Raw genomic sequence first — 26,993 nt, 5'->3', positions numbered from 1 at the left:
CAATATAAACCTCTAAAACTTAAGTAAAATGAGAACACGTTATGCTTTGTTGTATTGCTCTGCAATTGCAATGTTCAGTTCATGTGAAAAACTAGATGACTTTCTTGGTCATCCAAACACGGATGGTGAAGACACCGCAAAAACCGTAGAATTAAAAAACCATTCTAAGACTCCTACTTTCGCCAAAGTAGCTCCTGAGTTCAGTGATATAGAAATCTATTCTTTATTAAGCTCAGAAGATAAATTAGCAGGTTCTCCAGACTTTATCTACGGATCTATGGCCGATGGTACAGGTCTTTTAAAAGAAGCCGATGGAACGTACACGCTAATCAACAATATTGAAGCTGATTACGCCATCGCGAGAATAAAATTAGATGAAACCTTTAAGCCTGTTAGCGGAGAATACATTCTTAATGCAGAAGCTACTGCCGAAACCGCACAATGTTCCGGTACCTTGGTTACCCCAGAAGAGCATGGTTTTGGCCCAATCTACCTTTCAGGTGGTGAGTGGAACGGTTCTTTAAACGGTGTTTTTGCCGTAGACCCTTATAAATCTGCCGAAAATGCATCTGTTGCTACTATTTTACCAGCAATGGGCAAGTTCATTACTGAGCAAGCTGTACCATTGAGCAAGGAAGCCTACCCAGGGAAAACAGTTGTATTAATTGGAGATGACCATTCTGATAACGACATCCCTTCTGGACAATTAGGCATGTACGTAGGCCCAAGAGGAGACTTGAACAGCGGTTCTCTTTACGGTTTAAAAGTTTTGAACGACAGCATTATGTACGAAATGGACATGGCCGAAGGTGAGTCTTATGAGGCTGAGTTTGTAGAATTGAACGAAGTGGGTTCTACTGACCTTTTGGATGCCGAAGCTAAAGAAAAAGGGGTTATGGGCTTTTCTAGAGTTGAAGATATAGACTGGAGAAGAGGCGTAGTTAGCAACCATCGTGAAATTTACTTCTGTGTTACGGGAAGAAAAACAGACGCCCTTTTAGGTAAGGGTACTGCCTTTGGTAGAATCTATAAAGTAGTACTAGATGAAAACGACCCTTTAAAAGGTACGATTACTTGTGTTCTTGATGGTGATAAACTTGATGGTATGGCCAAAAACTTCTTGAGCCCAGATAACATTACGGTTACCAAAAACTACGCCTACATACAAGAGGATCCTGCTGCTACACCGGATTCTCCGGAAAAAACACACTATGCAAGATTGTACCAGTATAACTTGAACACCGGTGAACTAAAAACAGTTTTAGAATGTGATCAGGCCAGCGCTGTTGCACAAGGATACGGAAACCTGGATACTACTTGGGAAATTGAAGGTATGATCGACGTATCCGATATTATTGGTGTTGAAGATTCTTTTGTTATCTGCTTTCAAAACCACGGTTGGGTACCTGCAGATGGATCCGCCTTTACAGATCCAAAAGCCAATATGGACCCAAATAGCAATAAAGAAGGAAGTCAGTTATTCGTAATCAAGGGACTTGGTAGATAGTATAATTACAAAATATGCAAATAAGAATTAAAAATAACAAGGGGGTTTATGCTATCATAAGCCTCTTTGTTTTCTTCATCTCGTGTAAAGAAAATAAGGAATTAGCTAAGTTGGCAGAACCAGATTTAGCACAACTACTTACCACAAATTTTAAAAATAATTTGGGACAATGCTCCATGGCTTTGGATAGTATGCAAGGTTCAATGGATGATACTACACATTTAAAGACCCAATTTATTGAGGCGAGAAACGCGTTTAAGCGTCTTGAGCCTACGCTGGCGTTTATAGAACCTGGCACTTACAATGTGCTAAACGCCCCCAACATACTTAAGGTTGAGGAGGAGGATGTCAATGGCATCAAAATTAAGATGCCTTCTGGTTTTCAAGTTTTAGAGGAAAATCTATATGCTGATTCTTTGGACATGCAAAAGATTGAAAGCACCATTTCCTTTATAAAAAACCGCTTGACCTTGCTAGACCACAATATAGATTATGGCTTTGCCAAACCTCATCATGTCTTATGGATGGTTAGGGATGGTTTTATTAGAGTATCCCTTACGGGGATAACAGGGTTTGATTCGCCCGTACTCGAAAGGTCGCTTCCGGAAGCAATAGAGGTTTACGGAACTCTAAAAGAACTGCTGATTGCTACGGAGTATTTATTTACCGATACAGAGCTATACAACAATTGGATCAATGAAATTGATGATACGATTGCATACTTGTCCGATGCCAATTTTGAGACGTTTGACCGCTATCATTTTATAAAGAAACACACACATAAGCAAATGGAGATGTTTAACACCACGGTAAAGGATTGGAATGTTAGCTTTCCGTTTACCATGGCCGTGAACAATAATGCAGCATCACTTTTTGAAAACGACACCTTCAACAACGATTTTTTTACCGACCATAAATCGGGCGGTCAAAACCCTGATAAAATAGCCTTGGGCAAACTATTGTTTAATGACACCAGCTTGTCTACAAACGGAACCATTAGTTGCAATACCTGTCACTTAGAAGATAAGGCATTCACAGACGGACTTGCAAAATCTGCCGGACAAACCCGTAACAGCCCCACCCTTACCTACGCCGGCCTACAACAAGATTTTTTCTACGATAAGCGCTCCGGCAGCCTTGAAGGGCAAATCATTTCTGTAGTTGAAAATGAAACTGAATTTCACTCAGACCTTCATAATCTGACCGAGAGAGTAAAAGCAAGTGCCGATTATAACGAGAAATTTGAGAAGCTTTTCACAAAAGGAACTACTGACTATAATATACGCAATGCCATTGCACAGTACATTCGCAGTCTTTCCCCTTTCGATTCTAAATTCGATAAGAACATCAAAGGAAAAGAAGAAACCCTTACCGCTTCAGAAATTAATGGTTTTAATCTTTTCATGGGAAAAGCAAAATGTGCCACCTGCCATTTCGCTCCCGTATTTAATGGAACCGTACCCGTAGCTTTTAAAGAAACAGAAATGGAGGTGATAGGTGTTCCTACAAAAAACGATACGGTAAACGCTTTAATCGACCCGGATTTGGGGAGGTTTAATTTCTTCGGTACCGAAGAGCGCAAACACTTTTTTAAAACGCCAACTGTACGTAATATCGAAAAAACAGGCCCATATATGCATAATGGTGTATACAACACTTTGGAGGAAGTTATGGACTTCTATAACCGAGGTGGAGGTGCCGGAATTGGCATTGAGGCCGAATATCAAACCTTACCGCCAGATCCGCTTAACCTTACCGAAGAAGAACAGCAAGATATTATTGCATTTATGCGAACGTTAACGGATACTAGATTCTTAACCTCCGCAAACAATACAGATATTGCTCGTAATTAAAAGATAAATATATAGTGGTTTCCACCCATAAAAAAACCTCTCAAGAACGATTGTTCTGAGAGGTTTTTTATGTGGTCCCACCTGGACCACTAATTATTTTACTTCAATTAATCTAATTTTATCAAAACCCCTTATAACCCTTGTTTATACTAACTAATGTAAAAAACAAGTTAATTAAAGTTAAGTCTGATTTCAGTTAATTCATCGAAAAAAGCACCCTTAATAACACCCTACAGCTCTTTATTCCTATCTTTATAAAAAAATTAACCATGGCTATAATTCAAAGAGCAAAGGGTAAAATTAGATTTGCATTCAAAGATACCTTAAAAGAATTGTCTAAAAACCCAAATAAAGAATCTTTAATTATGTTACACTTTAGCTATGGTAAAATGAGGTTCAAATATTCTACTGGTTATTATTCACGATACAATGACTGGGACTACACCAATCAACGCTTAAAAAATAAAGCAACTATACTTAACAGAGCATTTGTAAATGATTTCTTGAATTCTTTAAAAACCGAGTTATATAAAGAAGTTAGCCATTTAGAGTCCGTACAGAGTCCTATTACAAAAGATGCCTTAAGAAGTAAGTTAGATATGCTAACTAATAAGGACCTACCTGGCGAGCATAAAACGCAGGACTTTAATTTCTACCAGTACTTTGATAATTTTTTAAACCTGAGAAAAAGTAATTTGAAAAAAATAACAATTCGCTCCTATAATCAGACTAAAAGATTGTTGCGAGAGTTCAACAGCCATATAGATTTTGATGAGATTGATTTGAGCTTTTACTATGGTTTTATTGAATTTTTAGAAGAAGATGATAAGTCTGTTAATACCATTGGTAAGCATATTAAAAATTTAAAGGCAGTTTTAGCAAGTGCCACACAAGACGGGGTAAACTCTAATTTAGATTATAGTAAACGGGAGTTTAAGGTGCTAAAAGAGCAGACAACAGCTATTTATTTAGATGAAAAAGAATTAAAAAGTATACAGAAATACGACTTTACTGCCTATCCAAAATTAGATATAGCAAGAGATATATTTCTTATCGGTTGCTATACTGGTCAGCGTGTGAGTGACTACAACGGTTTAACTCAAAACAACTTTTACGAGAAAGATGGTGTTCAATTTTTTAAAATCAAACAGAAGAAAACTAACAAAGAAGTTTTCTGCCCAATAACATTAGAGGTTAAAGATATTCTAGCTAAATACAATAATGTTCCTCCTAAAAAAATGAACGAACAAGATATTAATGAATACATAAAGGAGGTTGGTAGAAAGGCAGGATTAACACATACGGTCATAAACAACTACACTAAAGGAGGTCATGAACGTGCCGAAGAAATACCAAAATATAAAATGATTAGTTCTCATACTGCTAGGCGTTCTTTCTGCACAAATATGTACAAGAAGGGTATGCCTATTTATGATATTATGCATTTTTCTGGTCATGCCTCCGAGAAAGAGTTTTATAACTATATTAGAATAGAAAAAGAGCAAAGAGCCATCAAAATTGCTCAAAGTGGTTTTTTCAATTTGTCGGATTAAATTACTCTTTAACGAAAAAATCCATTTTTCCTCTTGTTAAATATTTGTTAAAGTCAGACTTATATTAACTTATATAACCTCAACTTTTTGATTAGTAGACTATTATGAAAATTCAGTCCTGATTTTTATATTGGTTTATATAACACATTGACTTCCAAAGATATAGATTGTAACTATGCATTATAATATTAAAATAATGTACTATGAAACAACAATTTTTGAGTCGACAAGAGGTCGCAAAGATGCTAGGCATCTCTTTGGTTACCTTACACAACCACAACAAGAAGGGAATCTTAAAACCCTCACACAAAATCGGAAGGAAACCTTTATATCTATATGAGGATATAATGGAACAAATTCAATTGTCTAACTATAAAACCTCAACGATATGATAGATTTCGTAAAGTTCTATCCGTTGGACAAAGAAAGGTTTGACACTTTTCTCCAGGATAACGGTGTGATAGATTTAAACAGTAGATTTAACATAAATACAGGGACCGTGGACGAATACCCTAAAATTGGTAAATTGGAAAACCTGGAAGTAAGGCTTCAAGAAAATGCAAGTTTCATTAAAGGGAGCTTGCATAAGTTTCACAATATGACTTTTTATGGTATGGAACATAATCATAATGATTTTTCTTTTTGTGAGTGCCAGAATACCATAGAAGTTATCTGTAATAATTTCGATATACTCTCAAATAAAACCAAATTAACAAATTTAGAATTTGGGTTGAATATAACTCTACCTAAAGACCCTAAATTGATTATTGAGGATAATATTTTAATGTACGATTTCTCAGACCATACTGTTCATGAAAAATTTAATGGTAAAGGCGATTACAAAGAATTTAAAAAGTATGATTATTCCTTAAAAGTTTACAATAAATCGAAACACTACCAAATTGGGGGTAACATCCTTAGAATTGAGGTGAAAATTATTAGTAAAAGGAAGCTCCATCAACTTGGTATTTTCAATTTGCGAGACATTACTCAAAAAAGAACGTTTTTAACCCTATTCCAGTTTCTTTTAGAGCAGTTCAACAAACTCATGGTAATAGATTCGGAAATGATGCTTAAAGCGCTTAAACGACCTCAAAACGACTCTTTTAAAGACTACTGCAACCCCCATTACTGGAGACTTTTAAAACAGGATGTTTCTGACAAGGTGTATTCTAGAAATAAACGTGATTTTTATGACTATTGTCATGATATGGGAATAGAACAAACCAAGAATCAAATCAGGGAATTATTAAAAGCCAAATTCTACCATTTGATGAATTGTTATCCTACAACCTATTACCAAAAAGTAGCTTGATGGGGGTAAATGCAAGATATAATACCCCTTGCATAATTCTTGACAAGAGTATTTTGCGATACGCTTATGTGTAATAAAATTCTTAAAAAACTAATTACTTTTACGTAATACGTATCACTTAAACGATTTCTAGATAAATTACTTACAATTATGGAGAAGCCAATAAAAAACCCAAGTGAAGTAGTAAAAAAATTTGAGTCTCTTTCTCCTAAACAAATTGATTCAGAATCGATTTCCATTTATTTAAGTTCTTTAAAAGAAGGTTTAGATGATATGGATGTCAAAAACTTTGCATTGACAGGGTCGTACGGTTCTGGAAAGAGTAGTATTATTCGTTCATTTCAAGCGAAATATAAGGGTCATTACAATTTTTTAAATATATCCCTGGCAGAATTTAAATGGGAGTCCAATAATAGCCCTCAAAAATTCAGAGAAAATAATGAAAATTTAGACAAACTAATTGAACTAAGCATACTACAACAGATATTTTATAAGGTAAAGCCAATTGATGTTCCTGACTCAAGACTAAAAAGAATTAAGAATATCTCAAACAAAGAAATTATAGGTGTTTCAATAGCCATAATATTTTGGTTGCTATCTACTTTTGCCTTAATAAGTTTTAATTACGTAAATAGTCTAAATCCTTCAAATTGGTCCACTTCATATGACCCAGACTGGACTGCACTTATCTTTTTTTTTATCTCCTTGGTAGGTTTATACTTCTTACTTAAAAAAGTGGTTAGGTTATTATATAATTCTAGAATAAATAAAATCAATGTCAAAGGTATCGAGTTAGGTAAGGAATTAGATGAGTCTATATTAAACAAGCATCTGGATGAGATTCTATATTTTTTTGAGAGAACTTCATTTAATGTTGTAATAATAGAAGATTTAGACAGACAAGACGAACTTAATATTTTCACTAAGCTTCGTGAAATAAATGGTCTAATAAATAATTCTAACCAAGTAATTAGTGATACTAGGAGAAAAGTTACATTTATTTATGCCGTCAGAGACGAGATACTTCAAGAAAAAGATAGGACCAAATTTTTTGACCTTGTCATACCCGTTATACCATTTATTAATAATCACAATTCTAACGAAAAGCTTAGAGAGAAATTATTAGATAAATCAAACAGCAAATTGATTAATCCTCTCACAGAAGAATTTATTGATGATGTGTCTCTGTTTATTGACGATATGAGACTATTAACTAATATTTGTAATGAATATACAATTTATAAAGAACAACTAAATAAGAAGCTAAAACAAAACAATCTATTAGCTACTATAGTTTACAAAAATATGAGACCCCTAGATTTTGTTAGTCTTCATAATAAAGAAGGGAAGATTTACTCTTTACTTAGTAGAGCTAGGAAGTCAGAAATTTTAAAATTAGTTATTAGTACAATTGAAAACGAACAAAATTGTTTAAAGAAAGAAATTGAAAAAATAGGAAATGAAAAACGTACTGATATAAAGGAAATAAATGCGATATACTTAAATGAGATACGAAAATCAGTTAGACATGACCTTAAAGCAATTTTGATTGAGAGCGAATACATTTCTTTTCAAAATCTGGAACAGGAACCTCATTTCCTCAAGTTAGATAAATCTAAAAAAATAAGCTACTCTTATGGTTCAAATTTCAATGCTAGTACTAACATCACATTCTCTGACATAGAAAATTCACTTTCATCTAATCTTACCTATGAAGAACGAATCCAAAATATTAAGGACAAAGAAAATGATGTGGTTAGTCAAAAACAATACCAAATAGATTTACTTGAGGATAAAAAAAATAGAACAAAAGCTTTAAGTATAAAATCAATTTTAAAAGAATATAAGTCTGAAGATTTTTTAAGGGAAGAAGAGAAATCTGATAAACTGATGCTGTTTTTTCTACGAAATGGTTTTATAGATGAAAACTATTATGACTACATATCATATTTTCATGGAGTGAGCTTAACTCCTGAAGATAATGAATACTTAATTAGTGTAAAAAGCGAGTCACCTTTAGGGCACGATTTTCGTTTAAAAAACATCAAGACTATTATTAAAAGAATCCAACCGAGATATTTTGAAAATAAAACAATTCTGAATCAAGACTTGATAACATTTATCTTAAAGAACAAAGGTACATACACTACACAATATAATTCGATTTTCAACATGCTCACTCGAAATCAGGATGCATCAGATGAATCAAGAGAGTTGATGGGTTTTATAAATTCATATTTAAAATCTTACCCATTAGAATCCAAATTATTGCCTAAACAAAATATTGGCAGAACAGATATTTTTCTCAACGAAATTTGTAAAAGATGGCTTAATATTTGGTCTTTTATAAATAGTTCTTCAGGCTTGTCTAAAAAAGATACAACAGAAATCTTGAGATATATTCTTTCAGTTGTAGATGACAAAATCATTTTAGGTTTAAATTCAGAAGGATATCTTGCAAACTACATTTCCTCCCAACCTGACTTCTTGTCTATTCCTTTCGAGTCATATCAGCAAAAGTTTGGGAATGTTATTCAGAAACTTACGATTAAATTTAAAATATTGAATGAGCCAACTGAACAAACGAAAAAACTATTCGATTTTGTATATGAAAATAACTATTATCAATTAAATGACAAGAACATTGTTTTAATGATGAATAAGTATGGATTAAGTAAAGATAAAAAAGTCAAAGAGAGGTATAATTTTACTGATATAGTTAGCTCCCAAAGCAAGCATCTAAAAAACTATGTAGAGAAAGAAATAAATGATTACCTACGGTATACGAACAGCGTTAAGGATGCCTATATTGAAGAAAATGAGGAGTCAATAATTAGAATCTACAATAATAAAAGATTAAAAGAAGATATTAAGTTTGATTTTCTTAAAAAGGAAACAATACAGATATCCGACTTGTCAGAAATAAATGAAGAGCGTGATTATCCAAGCTTTTTTAAACATGGAAAAATAGTTCCGAATTGGAACAATGTAAGTCTTTATTTTTCACTCAGTGAGAATTCTATTGATGATATACTAATCGAATTTCTTAATGATACTGAAAACCATTCTACTTTATCTTCGGATAAAATTTATGCTTTTAAAAAAAATGATGATGATTTAGTTGAAAAATTATCTGTAGCCATAATAATAAAAGAGGAACTAACTTTAGCTACATATGCAAAACTTCTAAAGTCTATACCTCGATTGTATAGCAGATGGAAAAAGATTGAATTTGAAAAACTGTCTCAAGAAAAAGTACAGGAGCTAATTTCTTTACAATTTTTAGGATTTAGTGAATCTAATTTCAGTAAAATTGTTAAAAATTATCCAAAATTATTGATTAAGTATTTAGTTATTCATCAGCACACTTTTTCTACAAAATATGATGAGAAAACTTATCCTTTGACAATTAGTCAGAAAGAAGAATTTTTCGAATCTTCGCTCATATCAAAAGAACATAAAATATTAGTTTTTGAGAAACTAGAAAAATCTGAAGTTATTTCTAACGTCAACCTATCAGAAAAGATTGGTGATGTTTTAAGCTTATACGGATATGCAAAACTTGATTTTGAATACCTTAAAAGCTTCTTTTTGAATTCCAAATCTATAGAAAACAGAATCAAACTTTTTAATTCCAATCATCATAGATTAGAAGATGCTAATTCAATTAAACTTATTCAGTTATTGCCAAACCCGTTTAAAAAGATTTCAGAAAAACAAAAGAAACCTACAATTAACAAGTCTACAACAAATATAGAGTTTGTGGAAATATTAAAAACTAAGAAGCTTATCTCTTCCTATAAAATTCTGGATGACAAGATTAGGGTTGTTGCCAAATACTAACTTCCCTAATCTTCGGCATAAATTCTTAGTTTATTTAGATTCAGACAAACTATAAATTTATATTAGACATAAATAGTACTTAGTTGCTCCAACCAGAACTCCCGTTGCAAAGGAATATATCTCTAATACCATTCTTTCTTGTATTAATGATATACGCAAATTCTGGTTTAGCTCTGTTGCCGTAAAATTCATACGTAGAGTGACCAATAACACATATTTCACATTTTCCTTTCCTCATAGTGATGTTAGTAGCTCCCCTGGCAATTGCCCAATCAAACTGCTGTTTCAAAGAAGCCAGAAACCTGTATTTATCCAACTCTTCGAAGTACTGGTCTTCATCTATCATAGGTTCCAATATGGAACAGTCTAAGTTAAGACAAGCCTCAATGAAGTGTGATGTGATTTTTTGTGCAGTTTTGCCAGTAGTGGCTTCACTCTTGATTTTAAGTTTAATTAGCTCAGACATATAATATTTGATTGTAACGGAGGCAATATTGAGTTTTAAATCCGATAAACCAAATAGATAGTACAAATGGTTTCCTAAATCGACCTACGGTCAGATGTGCTATTTTCAGGTGAAAATATGGTAATAAAAAAAATGTTAAATCTGTACTATGCGTGCGCTATTGCAGAAACTCAATATTTATAATAAGTGGGTATACGTCTATAAATCATAATTTATGAAAAGTGGGTATACGTCTATAAATCATACGCCCTTACTAAAAGCCCCCCATAATTTTAAGTAGAAGAGGATGTCCCCCCTTTCGAATTAACTCCAAAGCTTAAGCCTTTGAATTTTTTTTGATGGTTGCTGCTTAGATATAGTAATTTCTTGTAAAAAGCACCCTGGCGAGCACCCTTAAATTAAAAAACCCCTAAAAACATAGTGTTTCTAAGGGTTTTCCGTGGTCCCACCTGGACTCGAACCAGGGACCACCTGATTATGAGTCAGGTGCTCTAACCAGCTGAGCTATAGGACCGGTTATATAATTCAATATTTCAATTCTAATCCATCGTCCCCAAATAGCTATCGGGAAGCGTTAGGTACTACAAGCAGCTGAACCGCAGGAGCAAAAATTGGACTGCAATATTACTACTTATTTTTTGGTGGTGCAAGCTATTTTATTCGCTACTTAATTATTTCTTGACATAATTCTATCAAAACCCCGTTACTGCTCTTGGGATGTAGAAAAGCAACTAGTTTATTATCAGCTCCTTTTTTTGGTTTTTCGTTGATTAAAGTAAAACCTTCTGCCTTTAACCTTTTCATTTCTTTTTCAATATCGTCTACAGCAAAAGCTATGTGATGCATGCCCTCGCCGTTTTTATTCAAAAATTTAGCAATGGGTCCCGATGGCTCTGTTGCTTCTAAAAGTTCTATTTTACTTTCCCCAGTTTTGAAAAATGAGGTACGGACGCCTTCACTGGGCACTTCTTCAATCTTATAGTGCGATTGTCCTAAAAGCTTTCCGAAGCGTTCATTGGCCGCTTCTAAGTCGTGTACGGCTATGCCTATATGCTCTATTTTTTCCAAATGAAAGATGAATTTTATCCGTATTGGTGTTTATCCCCCTAAATTACGCTATTTCTCCGTATTTTTGCGGTATGGAAACACAACGACAGAAAAAGATTGCGGGGGTCATACAAGAAGATATCGTAGATATTCTACAGCGTGCCGCCATTGATGGTGGGTTGAAAGGTACGTTGATTTCGGTTTCAAAAGTTTCGGTAACGACCGACCTTTCTATTGCCAAAGTATATATCAGTATTTTCCCGAACAAAGATGCAAGTGAGCTTATGGAAGGAATAAAGTCCAATCAGCCGCTTATTAAGCATGAATTGGCGCAGCGCACCAAAAACCAATTGCGAAGGGTTCCTGAGCTCTTGTTCTTTTTAGATGATTCTTTGGATTATATCGAAAATATTGAGAAATCACTGAAACGAGAAGAGAACCCAATAGAGAATAGAGACCTTTTGGACAAAAGAAAAAAGATGTAAGGTTGAATTTTCCATTCTACATTGCCAAGCGCTATGTTCGCTCTAAAAGCAGTCAAAATGCGGTAAACGTCATTAACTTTATTACCTTTTTGGTAACGGTTATTGGCTCTGCTGCCCTTTTTGTAGTGCTTTCTGGCTTTGCAGGACTAAAAACTTTCAGCTTATCTTTCAGTAATACTTTTGATCCTGATTTAAAGGCTTTGCCGGCCACTGGGAAATTTTTTTCTATTTCTCCCGATCAAGAAGAAAAACTCCAACAAATTGAAGGGCTTGCCTACTACTCAAAAGAGCTTGAGGAAAAAGTATATCTAAAGCATCGCGAAAAAGGCCATATTGCTTTTATAAAAGGTATTGACACCAATTACACCAATGTTATGGGTGTTGACAGTATGCTTTTGTACGGCACTTGGCGAATCAATAGCCAAGAAGCTGTTGCCGGTATTGGTGTGACAAATATTCTAGGGGTTACCATTAATCAGTACAGAAACCCTTTGGTGGTGCTTGCCCTAAAGCCGGGCAAAGGCTCGCTTACCCAGAAATCGCTTAAAACCAAATCCCTTGTACTTAGTGGTGTCTATTCAGTAGAAGAAAATCTGGATAAAAAATATGTTTTTGCAGAACTGCCAGAGGTGCAACTGTTGTTGGAAAAGAAACCCAACGAAGTATCTGGTGTAAACTTCAAAGTCACGAATGTTGAGCAGCTTTCGGCCGTTAAAAATCAGATAGCCACAGTTCTTGGAGATACCGTATTATTAAAAGACCGGCAAGAACTAAACAGTACGTTGCACCGTATGCTCAACACGGAAAATTTAGCTACGTACCTCATCTTTACCCTGGTTTTGGTCATTGCGCTTTTTAATGTGGTGGGAGCAATAATTATGATGATCCTAGATAAGCTACAAAATCTTAAAACCCTGTATAGCCTTGGTACTACGCTTAAAGAGTTGCGACGAATTTATTTTGTTCAAGGAATATTGGTTACCAGTTTAGGCGGAATAATCGGGGTTGTATCCGCATCACTCTTAATATGGTCGCAAATCGCATTCGAATGGTTGAAAATAACACCTTCTCTTGCCTACCCAGTGGAGTATCAGTTTATAAACGTCCTTATTGTTTTCGGAACTATTTTTATTCTGGGAATCATCGCCTCAAAAATTGCGAGTAGCAGAATTACCAAGAAAATGATTTCAATTTAAAGTTTCGGATTTATTAGGAAATAAGCTACATCCGGGCAAGCCCGCGAGGCATTAAAAGGAATACCCCCTTGATTTGGAAGGCGAGACTCGTGGCATTTAATCTTGATTATCGAGTAAATTGATAATCGCCAAACTTCTGAAGCACCTCATCAAAAGCAGCAAATACATCTACCGAATCATCACTGGTCACCATTTTCATACGGTGTTCCTTAAAATTAGGTATGCCTTTAAAGTAATTGGTATAGTGCCTACGGGTTTCAAAAACACCTAGTTTTTCTCCTTTCCAATCAATAGACATTTTCAAATGACGTCTTGCGGCCTCAACACGTTCTGGCATGGTTGGCGGTGCTTTGTGTGTTCCGGTTTCAAAAAAGTGCTTTACCTCATTGAAAAACCACGGATATCCAATACTGGCACGACCGATCATAGCACCGTCCAAGCCGTATTCATCGCGCATTTTTACAGCGGCTTCAGGTGTGTCTACATCGCCATTTCCGAAAACAGGAATGTGCATGCGCTGGTTGTTCTTTACTTGGGCAATAGGTTTCCAATCGGCTTCGCCTTTATACATCTGTACTCGGGTTCTACCGTGAATGGCAATCGCTTTACAGCCTACATCTTGCAAACGTTCGGCAACCTCAACTATTTTTATGGAATCACTGTCCCACCCCAAACGGGTTTTTACGGTAATCGGTAACTTGGTATGTTCCACCATTGCTTTGGTGAGCGAAACCATTAAATCAATATCTTTTAATATTCCGGCACCGGCACCTTTACTGACCACTTTTTTAACGGGACAGCCAAAATTAATATCGATAATATCCGGTTTGGACTTCTCTACAATTTCTACCGATTGCAGCATAGAGTCCAGATTAGCACCGAAAATCTGAATGCCCACAGGCCTCTCCTTTTCGTAAATATCCAACTTCATTACGCTTTTGGCAGCATCACGAATCAATCCTTCCGAAGAAATAAATTCGGTGTACACCACATCGGCACCCTGTTCTTTGCATAATGCACGAAAAGGTGGGTCGCTTACATCTTCCATTGGTGCAAGAAGCAACGGAAAGTCAGGTAGTTGTATGTCTCCTATTTTTGGCATGGCCGCAAATTTACAACTAATCTGCAACCCGTTAAAATGTTGAACCTAACTATCTTTGTTGAAAGCTATGAATATAACCCTGCCTTTTGAGCCTATACTTTTCGGTATAAAATGGAACATACACCTAATTCTAGAGTATTTGGCATTTTTTATCGCTTTTAGGTATTATGTCTTTCTACGAAAGCGAAGTGCCGATTCCATTACTTCCGCCAATCGGCTTTCTATAATCATTGGTGCAATTTTTGGTGCTTTACTGCTCTCTAGAGCTGTAGCTTTTTTAGAGAACCCGGTAATTCATTCCCAAGAAGAGTGGATGGCCTTAATGAACAATAAAACTATAATGGGCGGACTTTTTGGAGGCTTGTTGGGTGTAGAGTTAGCAAAGGTGATAATCGGCGAAAAACAGTCTTCAGGAGACCTTTTTACATTTCCAATAATTCTTGGAATCATCATAGGAAGAGTTGGGTGCTTTTTAGCGGGAACAAACGAATTTACTTATGGTAAAAAGACCTCATTTTTTATGGGAATGAATTTAGGCGATGGTCTAAACAGACACCCTGTGGCACTGTATGAAGTGTTTTTTCTATTACTGTTGTTCATTCTTTTAACAAAGATTCAAAGAAATTCAAAGTCTTTAGAGAGCGGAATGCTTTTCAAATTTTTCATGATCTCATACTTTACGTTTCGATTCCTTATTGAGTTCTTGAAACCGAATACCTTTTTTACTTTAGGTTTAAGCAGCATTCAGATATTATGCTTAATTTGTCTTTTCTACTACCAAAAAACCATTCGCCAAGCCACTGCCTATGCCCTCAAAAAACTACACCTATTATGATTTTACGCTTAGTCTTTGCCCGGAATGTTTACGACGTGTAGATGCTAAAATCGTTTTTGAGAACGATAAGGTATATATGCTCAAAAACTGTAAAGAGCATGGCAAAAGCAAGGTGCTTATTGCAGATGATATAGAATATTACAAGAATATCAGAAACTACAACAAGGCTTCTGAATACCCAAAGACTTTTAATACCAAAACCCATTATGGTTGCCCTTATGATTGTGGCCTTTGCCCAGATCATGAGCAACATTCCTGCCTAACCGTGGTTGAGCTAACCGATCGGTGCAATCTTACGTGCCCTACGTGTTACGCCTCCTCTTCACCCACCTACGGCAGACATCGTTCTGTAGAGGAAATCAAAAAAATGCTAGATGTAATCGTTAAGAACGAAGGCGAACCCGATGTTGTACAGTTAAGTGGTGGCGAACCTACGATACATCCGCAGTTTTTTGAAATAATGGATTATGCCAAAACATTGCCCATTAGGCATTTAATGGTCAACACCAACGGTATTAAAATTGCCAAAGATTTTGCTTTTGCCGAAAGATTAGCAACGTACGCTCCCGATTTTGAAATATACCTACAGTTCGACTCTTTGGATAATACGGTGCTACAAACACTAAGAGGAGCGGATCTGGCAGAAACCCGTTTAAAAGCATTAGAACACCTTAATAAACTCAACCTTTCCACAACACTTGTGGTCACCTTACAAAAAGGATTGAACGACCACGAAATGGGAGAAACCATAGACTTTGCCGTAAAACAAAAATGTGTTCGAGGGGTAACCTTTCAACCTACTCAAGTTGCCGGTCGTTTAGAAAATTTTGAAGTTGATGACAATAGAATAACCCTAACAGAAGTCCGGAGAAAAATTTTGGAGCAATCACCCATTTTTGAGAGTGATGACCTTATTCCCGTGCCCTGCAATCCTGATGCACTGGTAATGGCCTATGCCCTAAAAGTAGGAGATGAGGTGAGTCCGCTTACGCGATACATTAATCCAGACGATTTATTGAACGAAGGAAAAAACACTATTATCTATGAACAAGACGAGGCATTGCATGGTAAGATGATAGAACTATTCAGCACTGGAAACTCAGTTGAAAAGGCATCGGAAAACCTGAAAAGCATCATGTGCTGTTTGCCGGAAATTGATGCACCAGAACTAGGGTATGACAATCTATTTCGCATTATCATCATGCAATTTATAGACGCTCATAATTTTGATGTCCGTGCTATTAAAAAGTCATGCGTATACATTGTGAACAAAGATTATAAGATTATTCCTTTTGAAACTATGAACTTGTTTTATAGAGATGATAAAGTAAAGTACTTAGAGCAACTGCAAAATGAAATGGTATGATCGGACTTGTATTTTTAATGATTGGCCCACCTATTATTTTTTTCATTCTTGCTATTGTAGGATTGATTAAGAAAAACAGTAAAATGGCCAAGATTTTCTTTATTCTTACCGGTGTCTACCTGCTCATTAGCTTTGGGACTTGTGGAATTATGCTGAGTAATTTTACGTTAGATACAAAATAGAGTGTAGAGAGCATACCTAAATACGATTACGTTCATCCACTCTCTTGGATTTCTGATTATCCCGCATTTTAGAATTGCCAAATTTGTAACGTAGCCCCATGACGAGCAAACGGTTTTCCCCTTTTTTAAGGGAGGTCCCGTTTTGATCCTGATAATTTCGCTGCTTAAACTGGTTGCCTTGGTTGAAAATATCTTCTATGCCCAAGGAAAGGCTCAAGTTTCTATCATACAAGGTTTTTCGTACCATAAGGTTCAAAGCCCCAAAAGCATCCACTTTAGTGTTTCCTGAAAGCATGGCTGTGGTATAAATCAAATTAAGGTCAACCGTCAATGATCTATCGCTCAGAAAACTAAAACTGTTGCTATTACGTACAAACCAACCCAATTGATCAAGTTCTACCAAGCTATTGGTACTAATATTGGTGAATCTAAAGGTTTCGCTATAAAAACTAGTGAGCAAGTAACAATTATAGAAATTGGTAAAATCTTTGCTTATAGAAAAGTCAATGCCATACGAAGATTCTTGGTTCACGTTAGACGAAATAAACTGTAACAGATTATTGTCGTTGTTTTGAAAAATTAGCTCGGACAGTACATTTTTGGCTTTTTTATAGAACAACTCTACGGTATAGCTTTTATCATAGGTGTAACCGCCAGCTATATAATAGCGAGTAGAGGGCTTCAGTTCTGGGTTTCCTTCAATAGTAGAGAAGGTGCTTTGAAAGGTCTGAAACGGATTTATATCATTATATCTAGGTCTCGTAATCTTTCTAAAATAATAAAGGTCAAAATTGTGCTTCTTGTTAGGTAGATATTGAATGGAAAAAGAAGGAAACAACTGAAAATTATTCCGTTCGTTAGATGTATTCTCTGTTTCCAATTCACCTTCTGTTTCGGCATATTCGGCCCGAAGACCTGTTTTCGCTTTCCATTTATCCCATTTTCCCGAATAGGAGACATAAGCGGCATAAATAGACTCGTCATAATCAAAAGCCCCGGCCTCAGAAGGGTCAATACCGGGCTGGTCCCGATCAAATCCTTGTTGGTCAATAGTGCTCTTTGAGGATATTCCCGCGTAGCGTAAGCCCGTTCCAAAGCTCCCTGACTTGCCTATGGGCGATTCATAATCTCCCTGAACGCTATATAAATTGATTTCCTGTTCCGAATCGGTCGTAAAATCGTTATTCCCAAAAAGTACTCCATCTGTGTTATAAAAAGTGGACTCTATTAATTGGTCCTTATTCTCATCATAATAGGTGTAGTGGGCATTAAACGAGAGCTGTGCTCCCTTTTCGTTCAGGTCATGTATATAATCTATATAGTAAGAAGTATTCAGATTTTGAATTTCGGAGTTATTTAGGGTAAGAAAACGGGAAAATTGGTCATCGCCTGCAACATCGGTTTCCGTATCATAGGTTCGGTGTCTGTTAGGTTGCCAGAGCGTTATAGTAGTAAAGCTCAATCTTGTTTTTTCACTAATATCATAATCAAAGAAAAGGGAAAGATTATGTTGTTTTTTATTGTTTAAATACTCTTGCTCTTCCGTCCAAGTAGAAACATTATCATCTTCAACAAAATTGGTGATGTCCGTATAATAAATTACATCTCTATCACGCTGAAAACTATAGTTAAGCGATAACTGTGTTTTCTTTCCTTTAAAAAAGTGGTTCGTACCTACCGTATGCTTTGGTAGCACGCCTTGAACATATTTATTATAGACTGCACCGTTATAGCCGGCAACTATATTTTTCTTCATCACAATATTGATGAGCGCATCATTTTCGGCGCTATACTTAGCGGGTGGATTAGTTATCACCTCAATATTCTGCACATTAGCGGCCGATGTGCCCGAGAGTAAGTTTACAATATCATCATAAGGAATATTCACCTTGCGACCATTGATAAGCACACCAATTTCACTGCTCCCTTTAATGGTCAATTTATTGTTTATGACCATAACACTTGGAGTAATTTTAAGTACGTCCCAAACGTCACCATCTGCGTAGGCGGTGTTTTCAATATTAAAGACCAATCGGTCTATTTTCTTTTCAAGTCTGGGTTTAGAAGAGGTAACAACCACCTCATCTAACCTTTGGTCCGTATCATTCAAAATTAAGGAACCTATCTCCGTATCGGACTCAAGTTGAAACGCTTTCATAGCGCTCTCGTTACCAATAAAGCTGGCTTTAATTAGATAATTTCCTGCAATAATGCCTTTTATTTTAAACGTACCATCTTCGTCCGTAGAAGTCCCGTTAACCAAGGAAGAATCTGTTGCCTTTAGTAGTAGTACATTGGCGAAAGAAACAGCAACATCTTCCCTACTTTTTACAGTTCCCGAAATGACGTAATCTTGGGAATAGAGTAGGCTGTTAAACGATAGTAGAAAAAGTAAGGGGCAAATTAATTTTTTCACTAAAAGTTAGATTGTGTCCCAAATCTAATATTTTTTAGGTAAAATCCTACACATATAGTTGTATTATTATGCGCGCATAGCTTTTAAATGGTTTAGACCCCGCGTTTTTATTGGGTTTCTATCTATTTTTATTTTTTTTCATTAAGATTTCATGGTTTTCATGAGACTCCTTGGTTTGCTCTGTATTTGATTCTACAATAACATACTTGACTTTTAAACCATTTTGATAATCCACTTTAATAATACTGTTTTGGTTGGTATGTGTAATGCTATATTCTTTGGTTTCACCAAAGAATTCCAACCAATTTAATTTCTGTGTAAACTCCATATATTCTCGTACTACAATAATAATTGAAAAGTCAGGAAGAATTATGTCATCGGTTTTTTTGGTATGGTCCGTATACATCAATAAGCATATGTCATGATTTAATTCTCCCCATTTCCTCACTTTATACAGGAATTTATCACTGTTGTAGTCTGGAATTATCATAAAATTGCTTGTTTGTCTTTCAAAATAGACCTAAATTTAATAGCCTATGCTATCGCAGCTGTTACGATTTCAGTAATTGTAACATTCCCATCGCCATGACCGTAACCTCAACTTATGCTACCAGATATTCTGCAATTTATTGGAGTACTATTTTGTCTGTTTACGGCGTTTCTTATTCGCTTTCGACTGAATAAGAACAATTCTTTTTCGGGTCATCTGCTGGCGGTTCTTCTTTTTTTGATTGCCATTTGTAATAGCTTTTACCTATTTATCGTATATGGTGTAATTAATTACTTCCCGTATCTCTACAAAGTACCGGCACCCATAACCTTCTTGATATTTCCTCTTTCCTATTTGTATGTTCGCGCTGTTTTGTACGAAGAAAATTCATTTAAAAAAATAGATACTATTCACCTTATTCCATTTCTATTTTTTTTGGTAAACTATTTTCCGTTCTATTTTATGGATCTTAATGAAAAGTCTGAAATGGTTTTTGAGATAACCCAAGACTTTTCTAAAACCTATAAAGGCCAGGATGGTTTACTTCCAGAATGGGTAAATATTGTTTGTAGGTCCTTGTCGTCAATTGTATATTTAATTCTTCAATGGCACCTGATCATCTCCTTTTTTAAGAACAAAGAGCACATTGCCTCAAAACAATTTGCCTTGGTTAAAAAGTGGGTCTATGATCTAACCATAATACAAACGGTCCATAGTCTATCTCTTGTGGCTTTATATATAGCCAATGCATTAATAGTAGTTAAAGCAATACCTACTACACCCTTCATTCATCTTGTTCTTGGTCTATTGGTGTGTGGTAGTTTTCTATTTGTTTCATGCTACTTGCTATGGAATCCTAAGTTATTGATAGGCCTACCCAACTTGCGCATAAAAAACCCTGAAAACTACACCCTATCCTCAAAATCTGACATACATATTGAATCGGTATTTTCAGAACTCAACAACCATTTGCAGAAAACAAAGTCTTTTTTGGACCCCAACTTAAAAGTAGATACACTTTCCAGGGCCACCAACATAGCGTCCAGAAAGATCACCTATACCATAAGCGAATCTGACTACGACAATTTTAACGATTATATAAACCAAATGCGCATTGCCTATGCCGTAGAAAAAATAGAAGACAATTACCTGGATACGTATTCCGTGGAGGCACTCTCGCTCACCTGTGGCTTTAATTCAAAAAATGCATTCTATAGAGCTTTTAAAAAAGCCTACGGTTGCACTCCTGGCCAATATGGATCAAATAATTTTGACCCGGATAATTCTAGAATTAGCTCATAAAGTAGTTTGCCCCTACGCTGATTGATGAAACAGGATTAAAATAACGTATCTTTGCCCACTTAATGTAAAAGGATTTGCTAGCCGAAATGAGCTCACCATCAATGAAGAACATTAGAAACTTTTGTATCATCGCCCATATTGACCACGGTAAAAGTACCTTGGCAGACCGTTTATTAGACTTTACAGGATCTGTAACAGACCGTGAAAAGAAAGAACAGTTATTAGATAGTATGGACTTGGAGCGTGAACGTGGTATTACCATAAAGAGCCATGCTATACAAATGGACTATACCTATAAAGGGGAACAATATGTTTTAAACTTAATTGACACACCGGGCCACGTAGATTTCTCATACGAAGTATCTAGATCCATTGCTGCATGTGAAGGTGCGTTATTAGTCGTAGATGCTGCCCAGAGTATTCAGGCTCAAACTATATCTAACCTTTACCTTGCTTTAGAGAATGATTTAGAAATTATTCCTGTTTTGAACAAGGTAGACTTACCGAGCGCAAACCCGGAAGAAGTTACCGATGATATTGTAGACCTCTTGGGCTGCAAGGCCGAAGACGTAATACCTGCCAGTGCAAAAACGGGTATAGGTATTGAAGAAATTCTTGCTGCTATAATTGAACATGTACCTGCACCAAAGGGCACACCGGATGAAGCTTTACAGGCATTGGTATTTGACTCGGTTTACAACCCTTTTCGTGGTGTTGAGACCTATTTTAGGGTGATTAACGGAGAAATTAAAAAAGGACAAAAGATAAAATTTGTAGCAACGGACAAAGACTATTTTGCAGATGAAGTAGGAACTTTAAAGTTGACACAGCACCCCAAGCAATCTATTAAAACGGGAGATGTAGGCTATCTGATCACAGGGATAAAAGATGCGCGTGAAGTTAAAGTTGGTGATACCATTACCGATGCTGTAAACCCTACTAAAAACCCAATTGGAGGTTTTGAAGATGTAAAACCCATGGTTTTTGCAGGTATCTACCCTGTAGATACGGATGAATTTGAAGAATTACGTTCTTCAATGGAAAAACTACAACTTAATGACGCGTCATTGGTATTTGCTCCTGAAAGCAGTGCAGCCCTTGGTTTTGGATTTAGATGTGGTTTCTTGGGAATGCTTCATATGGAAATCATTCAAGAACGTTTGGAACGGGAGTTTAATATGACCGTTATTACTACGGTACCCAACGTAAGCTACCATGCATTTACCCGTAAAGACCCAGACAAGGCATTAATTGTTAATAACCCTACGGATCTTCCGGATCCTTCTACCATAGACCGTGTTGAGGAACCTTATATTAAGGCAACAATCATAACAAAGGCAGACTTTGTTGGTAACGTAATGTCTTTGTGTATTGAAAAAAGAGGACAGATTACCAATCAAACGTATTTAACTACAGAGCGTGTTGAGCTAAATTTTGATATGCCTCTGGCCGAAATTGTTTTTGATTTCTATGATCGATTAAAAACGGTTTCTAAAGGATATGCTTCTTTTGACTATGCACCTATTGGCATGCGAACCTCTAAACTGGTTCGTGTAGACATTTTATTAAACTCACAACCTGTAGATGCTCTGTCCGCCCTAATTCATGCGGATAACGCTGTGACTATTGGGAAGAAGATGTGTGAAAAACTGAAAGAATTGATACCAAGACAACAATTTGATATTCCAATTCAAGCTGCTATTGGTGCAAAAATAATATCTAGGGAAACTACAAAAGCCTTGCGTAAGGATGTAACCGCTAAATGTTACGGAGGTGATATTTCGCGTAAACGTAAACTTTTGGAGAAACAAAAGAAAGGTAAAAAACGGATGCGTCAAGTAGGTAATGTAGAAGTGCCTCAAGAGGCATTTATGGCGGTCTTAAAATTGAACGATTAAAAAAATCCCCTTATGTAGCTACATAAGGGGATTTTTTTGGACCATAATGTTTGTACTATTCTTTCAGAGCTATGGCATAACCATCTTCCTCTAATGTAGGTGTACCTAATAAATCTCCAATAGTATATGTATCAATACTTGCATCGTCATCAGAATACTCAACTATATATGAGCCCTCTGATTTAGACCAGGTAAAACTAGTTTCATAATCTATTTCTCCATTTAAAGCCTCTGTATAATCGCCTGATAAATCCGACTTGAAAACCCACTTATCCTCATAAGATGAGGTTGATTCACCATTATAGGTGGTGCTTGCTTCCATAACCCAAGTGCCAACAATTGCATCAGTATCATCCTCGTCTTTTGAACAACTGGTAAAAGCTACTGTACTGGCTAGTGCTAAAAATAAAAATAGTTTTTTCATAAAAATGGTGGTTAAGATTAAAAATGTTTTTGGTTGGAAAGAAAACGGAGCATATGTTAAAATATTGTGAACTTAAAAATCCGAGTAGTTGAACGTGATGTATTTCTATTAACCCTCTGCGTATAAGTGATTAAAATTCAATATCTCCGTACTTATTAAAGGACACCCAAACCTTTTCCTACAGATTTTTATTAACAATAAACAATTTTTAGGGTTCCTTTCAGTTTTAGTATCGATAACTATTGCACTTAGAAAATGACCACTTATATAGCCCATTTTACCGCAAAACATAACTTTATAGCTACCGAACAGAACTCAATATTCATATGGCAACGAGAAAGTGGCGAGGTAGATGTAAAACTACTGGAGGACAAGATTAAAAGGGAGTCTGCAATACACTTTTACAGCCTAGTGACAGACGAGCAGGTAGAAATAAAACAAGAGGATATCAGCATTACTGTTTTAAAAACAATGCCGTTTTCAGGTTAGTTATGAGGGGAGTACTTTCTAGGCCAAGACTTACGACCACAGCAGAGTCTTAGTAAATAACCAGACAAATATTCAGTTATTCTTCGTCCTTTTGATCTATTTCAATTTCATCTTCGGTTTCATCGACATCAAGAATTTTACCTAAATAAACTAATCGGTATTTATCTGTAATGTCCTCAAAATCTGTGCTGAAACTTGATATAATCTGTAAGTCTCCTTCTGGAGTTTTCAGAAAGATGGGTACAATATTTTCATCGGCTTTGGTGATTTCTATTAACGCATCATAATGCTCCTTGTCTTTCAATTCAATCTCATGCACTGACGGATACTTTCGAGCTGTTTCCGTTAGTTTAATGAAGTCATCCGTATGAGAGAACAGCCCTTCTTTAGGATTGTTTTCAGGGTTGCTCATTTCATCGGCATTTACCAGCCTAAAAGAGCCATTGGTTCCAAACTGTTTACCAAAGTTATTTACGGCATATTTATTAATATCTGAGTTTCCGGTGAGCGCCATAAGGTAACCAACGTCATTCAACTCTATATTATCCGTTAGTGAATCTGAATAAATATTAGCTGTAAACGCCTCCAATCCCAAACCTTTAGCCTTACTAATATTTGTCTGGTTATTGTCTATTAAGACCACATGACGGTTGTTTTTGTTCAAATATTCCGCAATAAGCCGCGATGCCTTTGAGGCACCAATAATTAGTATACCCTCCGACTTAGTTAAAAAGACACCCACTGCTTTGGCAAAGATACGTGCGGTAGTAGCATTTAGAAGTACTGTTCCCAATACGATCATAAATACTAATGGCGTAATGAACTCGGCACCGGGCTCACCTTTAGCCAATAATTTTGACCCAAACAGGGAAGCAATCCCCGCGGCAACAATACCTCGGGGCCCTACCCAACCAATGAATAATTTCTCATTGAATTTTAGGTTAGACCCAGCAGAACTTAAAAACACACCAAGCGGCCTGATTACAAAAACAATTATGGCAAAAAGTACAACGGTATTCCAGTTGTAAATTAGTTGAAGGTCTGCCATATTGATATTGGCCGATAAAAGGATAAACAGAATGGATATCAACAGTACACTCAACGATTCTTTAAAATAAAGAAGCTCTTTTATATTTGGCAAATCTGTATTACCCATCACCATACCCATAACAACCACGGCCAAAAGACCTGATTCATGTGCAAATACATCAGACATTACAAAAACCAACAACACAGCCGAGAGTGACACCACATTCAACAAATAATGTGGAATAAAATTCTTTTTTATGACAAAGGTAAGCGCATGGGCAAACGTAAAACCGAACGTAAAACCAAACAATAAAATTTTTCCAAACTCTATCAAAGCCGTTAATGTATAGGCTTGTCCTTCACCCACACTTATAAATTCAAAGACTAAAACCGCTGCTAAAGCCCCTATGGGATCAATTAAAATACCCTCCCACTTTAAAACGGCGGAAATATCATTTTTTAAAGGGATGTTTCTAAGAATGGGGGTAATTACCGTTGGGCCGGTAACAATGATAAGCGCGGAGAACAAAAAGGAAACCTGCCAACTTAAATCAAAAATAAAGTGTGCGGACATTGCCGCCGCAAAAAAGGTTACTAAACTTCCTACGGTAATAAGTTTGGTTATAACTGGCCCTACATTCCGTATCTCTGAACGTTTAAGCGTTAAACCACCTTCAAAAAGAATTATACTTATAGCTAGAGAAACAAAGTAATACAGGCTGTCTCCTGGAAAAAGTCCTTTGGTCCCGTTCCAAATGGGTTCAATTAGTTTTTGACCATCTTCCGTGTAAAGGCTAGCAACTGGCCCTACTAAAAGGCCTATTAAAATTAATGGAAGAATGGCGGGCAGTTTAAATCGCCATGCTACCCACTGCGCAATAATTCCCAATATAACAATACCGGCAAGCTCTACCATATGATTTAGGTTTTGACCAAAAATAGTAATTTTAATATCAGTAACTAGATGGCAAATACTGATTTTACCAGTTATTTAGCAGACAATCTCTGGTTGTGGATACCTCTGTCACAAAAAGGAGCATTTCCTAACGTCTCAAAAGACATTACAAGTGCCTACAACCTTGTTAAAAAACACCAAAGGCACATAGCATTGCCTATCCATTTTCTTAATTTGCACTTATACTTAATACTCTAAGATGAAACTATACCCAGTAGAAACCGGTAATTTTAAGTTGGATGGTGGCGCAATGTTCGGAGTTGTGCCAAAAGGTATTTGGCAACGTACGAATCCAGCAGATGCCAATAACCAAATAGATATTGCCGCAAGAAGCCTGCTTATTGAGGATGGCGATAAGCTAATTTTGATTGATACCGGAATGGGTGATAAGCAATCGGATAAGTTCTTTGGGTATTACAATCGTTGGGGAGGCCATTCCACGGACGACTCCTTGAAAAAATTGGGGTTTCACCGTGATGATATTACCGATGTTTTCTTAACACACCTACATTTTGACCACTGTGGTGGATGCATTCAATGGAATAAGGACAGAACCGGCTACGAACCTGCTTTTAAAAATGCTAAATTTTGGACGAACGAAGACCATTGGAAATGGGCAACCCAGCCTAACGCAAGAGAAAAAGCTTCCTTTTTAAAGGAAAACTTATTACCCATGGAAGAAAGCGGACAATTAAATTTTATAGAAAAAAAGTCAAATGGATTCCAAAATGATTCCGAATTAGGGTTTGGCATTCATTTTGTTGATGGTCATACGGATAAACAGATGCTGCCCCATATTTCATATAAAGGAAAGCAACTTGTATTCGTTGCAGATTTATTGCCCACGGTTGGGCATATTTCTTTACCCTATGTAATGGGTTACGATACGCGTCCTCTTCTGACATTGGCGGAGAAAGAATTATTTCTAAATAAAGCTATTTCAGAAGAATACTACCTGTTTTTTGAGCATGATGCGCATAATGAGATATGCACACTAAAAGAAACCGAAAAAGGGGCCAGACTGAACGACCTTTTTACTTTTGACCAACTTTTTAATTCTTAAAGTAGGTTGTAAAGCCTCAAATAGGGTAGAATTATGAATCGGATTATCGTATACGAAAAGAGGTGTATATTACTATTTTATGAGGATTTCATACACTAAATCATCTAAAAATAATTAAATCATTCTATATCCTTACAATTGGTATTTATGGGATGCTTTAAGATTACACTAAAACCT

Annotated in this window: 21 protein-coding genes and 1 tRNA gene; 14 read left to right on the top strand and 8 right to left on the bottom strand. The window is 36.0% G+C overall.

Annotated features, from left to right (window positions below; genetic code table 11):
* Positions 1-28: 28 nt before the first annotated feature.
* From P0077_RS08465 to P0077_RS08440, 6 genes are all read left to right on the top strand, one after another.
* Entirely contained in the window at positions 29-1,507 is a 1,479-nt protein-coding gene (locus P0077_RS08465; protein ID WP_276168674.1) for a phosphatase, read from the top strand.
* A 14-nt stretch (positions 1,508-1,521) separates the two neighbouring features.
* Positions 1,522-3,360, top strand: a complete 1,839-nt coding sequence (locus P0077_RS08460; RefSeq protein WP_276168673.1) for a cytochrome-c peroxidase — start codon at positions 1,522-1,524, stop codon at positions 3,358-3,360.
* 269 nt (positions 3,361-3,629) lie between these two features.
* Positions 3,630-4,913: a site-specific integrase gene (locus P0077_RS08455; RefSeq protein ID WP_276168672.1), complete on the top strand. Its 1,284-nt coding sequence runs from the start codon at positions 3,630-3,632 to the stop codon at positions 4,911-4,913.
* A gap of 203 nt (positions 4,914-5,116) precedes the next feature.
* Complete coding sequence (locus P0077_RS08450; RefSeq protein ID WP_276168671.1) at positions 5,117-5,305, top strand: helix-turn-helix transcriptional regulator; 189 nt, start codon at positions 5,117-5,119, stop codon at positions 5,303-5,305.
* Positions 5,302-6,228: a hypothetical protein gene (locus tag P0077_RS08445; RefSeq protein ID WP_276168670.1), complete on the top strand. Its 927-nt coding sequence runs from the start codon at positions 5,302-5,304 to the stop codon at positions 6,226-6,228. Before P0077_RS08450 ends, P0077_RS08445 begins: the two co-directional genes overlap by 4 nt.
* Before the next feature lie 150 nt (positions 6,229-6,378).
* A complete protein-coding gene (locus P0077_RS08440; RefSeq protein ID WP_276168669.1) occupies positions 6,379-10,071 on the top strand; it encodes a YobI family P-loop NTPase in 3,693 nt (1,230 codons plus the stop codon).
* A gap of 79 nt (positions 10,072-10,150) precedes the next feature.
* On the opposite strand, the gene P0077_RS08435 is transcribed toward P0077_RS08440, so the two are convergent.
* The 3 genes from P0077_RS08435 to mce form a co-directional block, all read right to left on the bottom strand.
* Positions 10,151-10,537, bottom strand: a complete 387-nt coding sequence (locus tag P0077_RS08435) for a hypothetical protein (RefSeq protein WP_276168668.1) — start codon at positions 10,535-10,537, stop codon at positions 10,151-10,153.
* A 440-nt stretch (positions 10,538-10,977) separates the two neighbouring features.
* Positions 10,978-11,051 (bottom strand) — tRNA-Ile (locus P0077_RS08430).
* Between the two features lie 149 nt (positions 11,052-11,200).
* A complete protein-coding gene (gene mce / locus P0077_RS08425) occupies positions 11,201-11,605 on the bottom strand; it encodes a methylmalonyl-CoA epimerase (protein WP_194529205.1) in 405 nt (134 codons plus the stop codon).
* Positions 11,606-11,676: 71 nt separating this feature from the next.
* On the opposite strand from mce, the gene rbfA reads away from it, so the two are divergent.
* Positions 11,677-12,069, top strand: coding sequence for a 30S ribosome-binding factor RbfA (gene rbfA, locus P0077_RS08420; RefSeq protein WP_194525372.1), 393 nt, complete (start codon positions 11,677-11,679; stop codon positions 12,067-12,069).
* A gap of 2 nt (positions 12,070-12,071) precedes the next feature.
* Positions 12,072-13,265 (top strand): ABC transporter permease, encoded by a 1,194-nt coding sequence (locus P0077_RS08415; RefSeq protein ID WP_276168667.1) that lies wholly within the window; start codon positions 12,072-12,074, stop codon positions 13,263-13,265.
* 106 nt (positions 13,266-13,371) lie between these two features.
* Here P0077_RS08415 and dusB read toward each other — a convergent pair whose 3' ends face one another.
* Complete coding sequence (gene dusB, locus P0077_RS08410; protein WP_276168666.1) at positions 13,372-14,367, bottom strand: tRNA dihydrouridine synthase DusB; 996 nt, start codon at positions 14,365-14,367, stop codon at positions 13,372-13,374.
* A gap of 67 nt (positions 14,368-14,434) precedes the next feature.
* Between dusB and P0077_RS08405 the strand changes: the two genes are divergently transcribed.
* Positions 14,435-15,202 (top strand): prolipoprotein diacylglyceryl transferase family protein, encoded by a 768-nt coding sequence (locus P0077_RS08405; protein ID WP_276168665.1) that lies wholly within the window; start codon positions 14,435-14,437, stop codon positions 15,200-15,202.
* Positions 15,174-16,568, top strand: a complete 1,395-nt coding sequence (locus P0077_RS08400) for a radical SAM protein (protein WP_276168664.1) — start codon at positions 15,174-15,176, stop codon at positions 16,566-16,568. Before P0077_RS08405 ends, P0077_RS08400 begins: the two co-directional genes overlap by 29 nt.
* A gap of 198 nt (positions 16,569-16,766) precedes the next feature.
* Here P0077_RS08400 and P0077_RS08395 read toward each other — a convergent pair whose 3' ends face one another.
* A complete protein-coding gene (locus P0077_RS08395; protein WP_276168663.1) occupies positions 16,767-19,166 on the bottom strand; it encodes a TonB-dependent receptor in 2,400 nt (799 codons plus the stop codon).
* 118 nt (positions 19,167-19,284) lie between these two features.
* Positions 19,285-19,656, bottom strand: a complete 372-nt coding sequence (locus P0077_RS08390; RefSeq protein ID WP_276168662.1) for a hypothetical protein — start codon at positions 19,654-19,656, stop codon at positions 19,285-19,287.
* A gap of 114 nt (positions 19,657-19,770) precedes the next feature.
* Here P0077_RS08390 and P0077_RS08385 point away from each other — a divergent pair, with 114 nt between their 5' ends.
* A complete protein-coding gene (locus P0077_RS08385) occupies positions 19,771-20,958 on the top strand; it encodes a helix-turn-helix domain-containing protein (protein WP_276168661.1) in 1,188 nt (395 codons plus the stop codon).
* A gap of 101 nt (positions 20,959-21,059) precedes the next feature.
* Positions 21,060-22,856 (top strand): translation elongation factor 4, encoded by a 1,797-nt coding sequence (gene lepA, locus P0077_RS08380; protein ID WP_276168660.1) that lies wholly within the window; start codon positions 21,060-21,062, stop codon positions 22,854-22,856.
* Positions 22,857-22,911: 55 nt separating this feature from the next.
* Here the strand turns inward: lepA and P0077_RS08375 are convergent, their stop codons facing one another.
* A complete protein-coding gene (locus P0077_RS08375) occupies positions 22,912-23,280 on the bottom strand; it encodes a lipocalin family protein (protein ID WP_276168659.1) in 369 nt (122 codons plus the stop codon).
* 255 nt (positions 23,281-23,535) lie between these two features.
* Here P0077_RS08375 and P0077_RS08370 point away from each other — a divergent pair, with 255 nt between their 5' ends.
* On the top strand, positions 23,536-23,769 hold the full coding sequence (locus tag P0077_RS08370) for a GTP-binding protein LepA (protein ID WP_276168658.1): 234 nt from the start codon (positions 23,536-23,538) through the stop codon (positions 23,767-23,769).
* Between the two features lie 76 nt (positions 23,770-23,845).
* Here P0077_RS08370 and P0077_RS08365 read toward each other — a convergent pair whose 3' ends face one another.
* Positions 23,846-25,714: a cation:proton antiporter gene (locus tag P0077_RS08365; protein ID WP_276168657.1), complete on the bottom strand. Its 1,869-nt coding sequence runs from the start codon at positions 25,712-25,714 to the stop codon at positions 23,846-23,848.
* A 238-nt stretch (positions 25,715-25,952) separates the two neighbouring features.
* Between P0077_RS08365 and P0077_RS08360 the strand changes: the two genes are divergently transcribed.
* Complete coding sequence (locus tag P0077_RS08360; RefSeq protein WP_276168656.1) at positions 25,953-26,816, top strand: MBL fold metallo-hydrolase; 864 nt, start codon at positions 25,953-25,955, stop codon at positions 26,814-26,816.
* Positions 26,817-26,993 lie beyond the last annotated feature (177 nt).

Origin of the sequence: Zobellia alginiliquefaciens (assembly GCF_029323795.1) — a bacterium.
GTDB classification, from domain to species: Bacteria; Bacteroidota; Bacteroidia; order Flavobacteriales; family Flavobacteriaceae; genus Zobellia; species Zobellia alginiliquefaciens.
Note: the sequence above shows the minus strand (reverse complement) of the source record. Positions and strands in the feature narration are given on the sequence as shown.

What these genes read in the sequence shown, in the direction of transcription:
- P0077_RS08360 (WP_276168656.1), top strand. Translation starts at nt 25,953, where the DNA reads ATGAAACTATACCCAGTAGAAACCGGTAATTTTAAGTTGGATGGTGGC.
- P0077_RS08435 (WP_276168668.1), bottom strand. Translation starts at nt 10,537, where the DNA reads ATGTCTGAGCTAATTAAACTTAAAATCAAGAGTGAAGCCACTACTGGC.
- P0077_RS08405 (WP_276168665.1), top strand. Translation starts at nt 14,435, where the DNA reads ATGAATATAACCCTGCCTTTTGAGCCTATACTTTTCGGTATAAAATGG.
- P0077_RS08370 (WP_276168658.1), top strand. Translation starts at nt 23,536, where the DNA reads ATGACCACTTATATAGCCCATTTTACCGCAAAACATAACTTTATAGCT.
- P0077_RS08375 (WP_276168659.1), bottom strand. Translation starts at nt 23,280, where the DNA reads ATGAAAAAACTATTTTTATTTTTAGCACTAGCCAGTACAGTAGCTTTT.
- P0077_RS08400 (WP_276168664.1), top strand. Translation starts at nt 15,174, where the DNA reads ATGCCCTCAAAAAACTACACCTATTATGATTTTACGCTTAGTCTTTGC.
- P0077_RS08445 (WP_276168670.1), top strand. Translation starts at nt 5,302, where the DNA reads ATGATAGATTTCGTAAAGTTCTATCCGTTGGACAAAGAAAGGTTTGAC.
- dusB (WP_276168666.1), bottom strand. Translation starts at nt 14,367, where the DNA reads ATGCCAAAAATAGGAGACATACAACTACCTGACTTTCCGTTGCTTCTT.
- rbfA (WP_194525372.1), top strand. Translation starts at nt 11,677, where the DNA reads ATGGAAACACAACGACAGAAAAAGATTGCGGGGGTCATACAAGAAGAT.
- P0077_RS08390 (WP_276168662.1), bottom strand. Translation starts at nt 19,656, where the DNA reads ATGATAATTCCAGACTACAACAGTGATAAATTCCTGTATAAAGTGAGG.
- P0077_RS08455 (WP_276168672.1), top strand. Translation starts at nt 3,630, where the DNA reads ATGGCTATAATTCAAAGAGCAAAGGGTAAAATTAGATTTGCATTCAAA.
- P0077_RS08385 (WP_276168661.1), top strand. Translation starts at nt 19,771, where the DNA reads ATGCTACCAGATATTCTGCAATTTATTGGAGTACTATTTTGTCTGTTT.
- P0077_RS08450 (WP_276168671.1), top strand. Translation starts at nt 5,117, where the DNA reads ATGAAACAACAATTTTTGAGTCGACAAGAGGTCGCAAAGATGCTAGGC.
- P0077_RS08440 (WP_276168669.1), top strand. Translation starts at nt 6,379, where the DNA reads ATGGAGAAGCCAATAAAAAACCCAAGTGAAGTAGTAAAAAAATTTGAG.
- P0077_RS08365 (WP_276168657.1), bottom strand. Translation starts at nt 25,714, where the DNA reads ATGGTAGAGCTTGCCGGTATTGTTATATTGGGAATTATTGCGCAGTGG.
- lepA (WP_276168660.1), top strand. Translation starts at nt 21,060, where the DNA reads ATGAAGAACATTAGAAACTTTTGTATCATCGCCCATATTGACCACGGT.
- P0077_RS08465 (WP_276168674.1), top strand. Translation starts at nt 29, where the DNA reads ATGAGAACACGTTATGCTTTGTTGTATTGCTCTGCAATTGCAATGTTC.
- P0077_RS08460 (WP_276168673.1), top strand. Translation starts at nt 1,522, where the DNA reads ATGCAAATAAGAATTAAAAATAACAAGGGGGTTTATGCTATCATAAGC.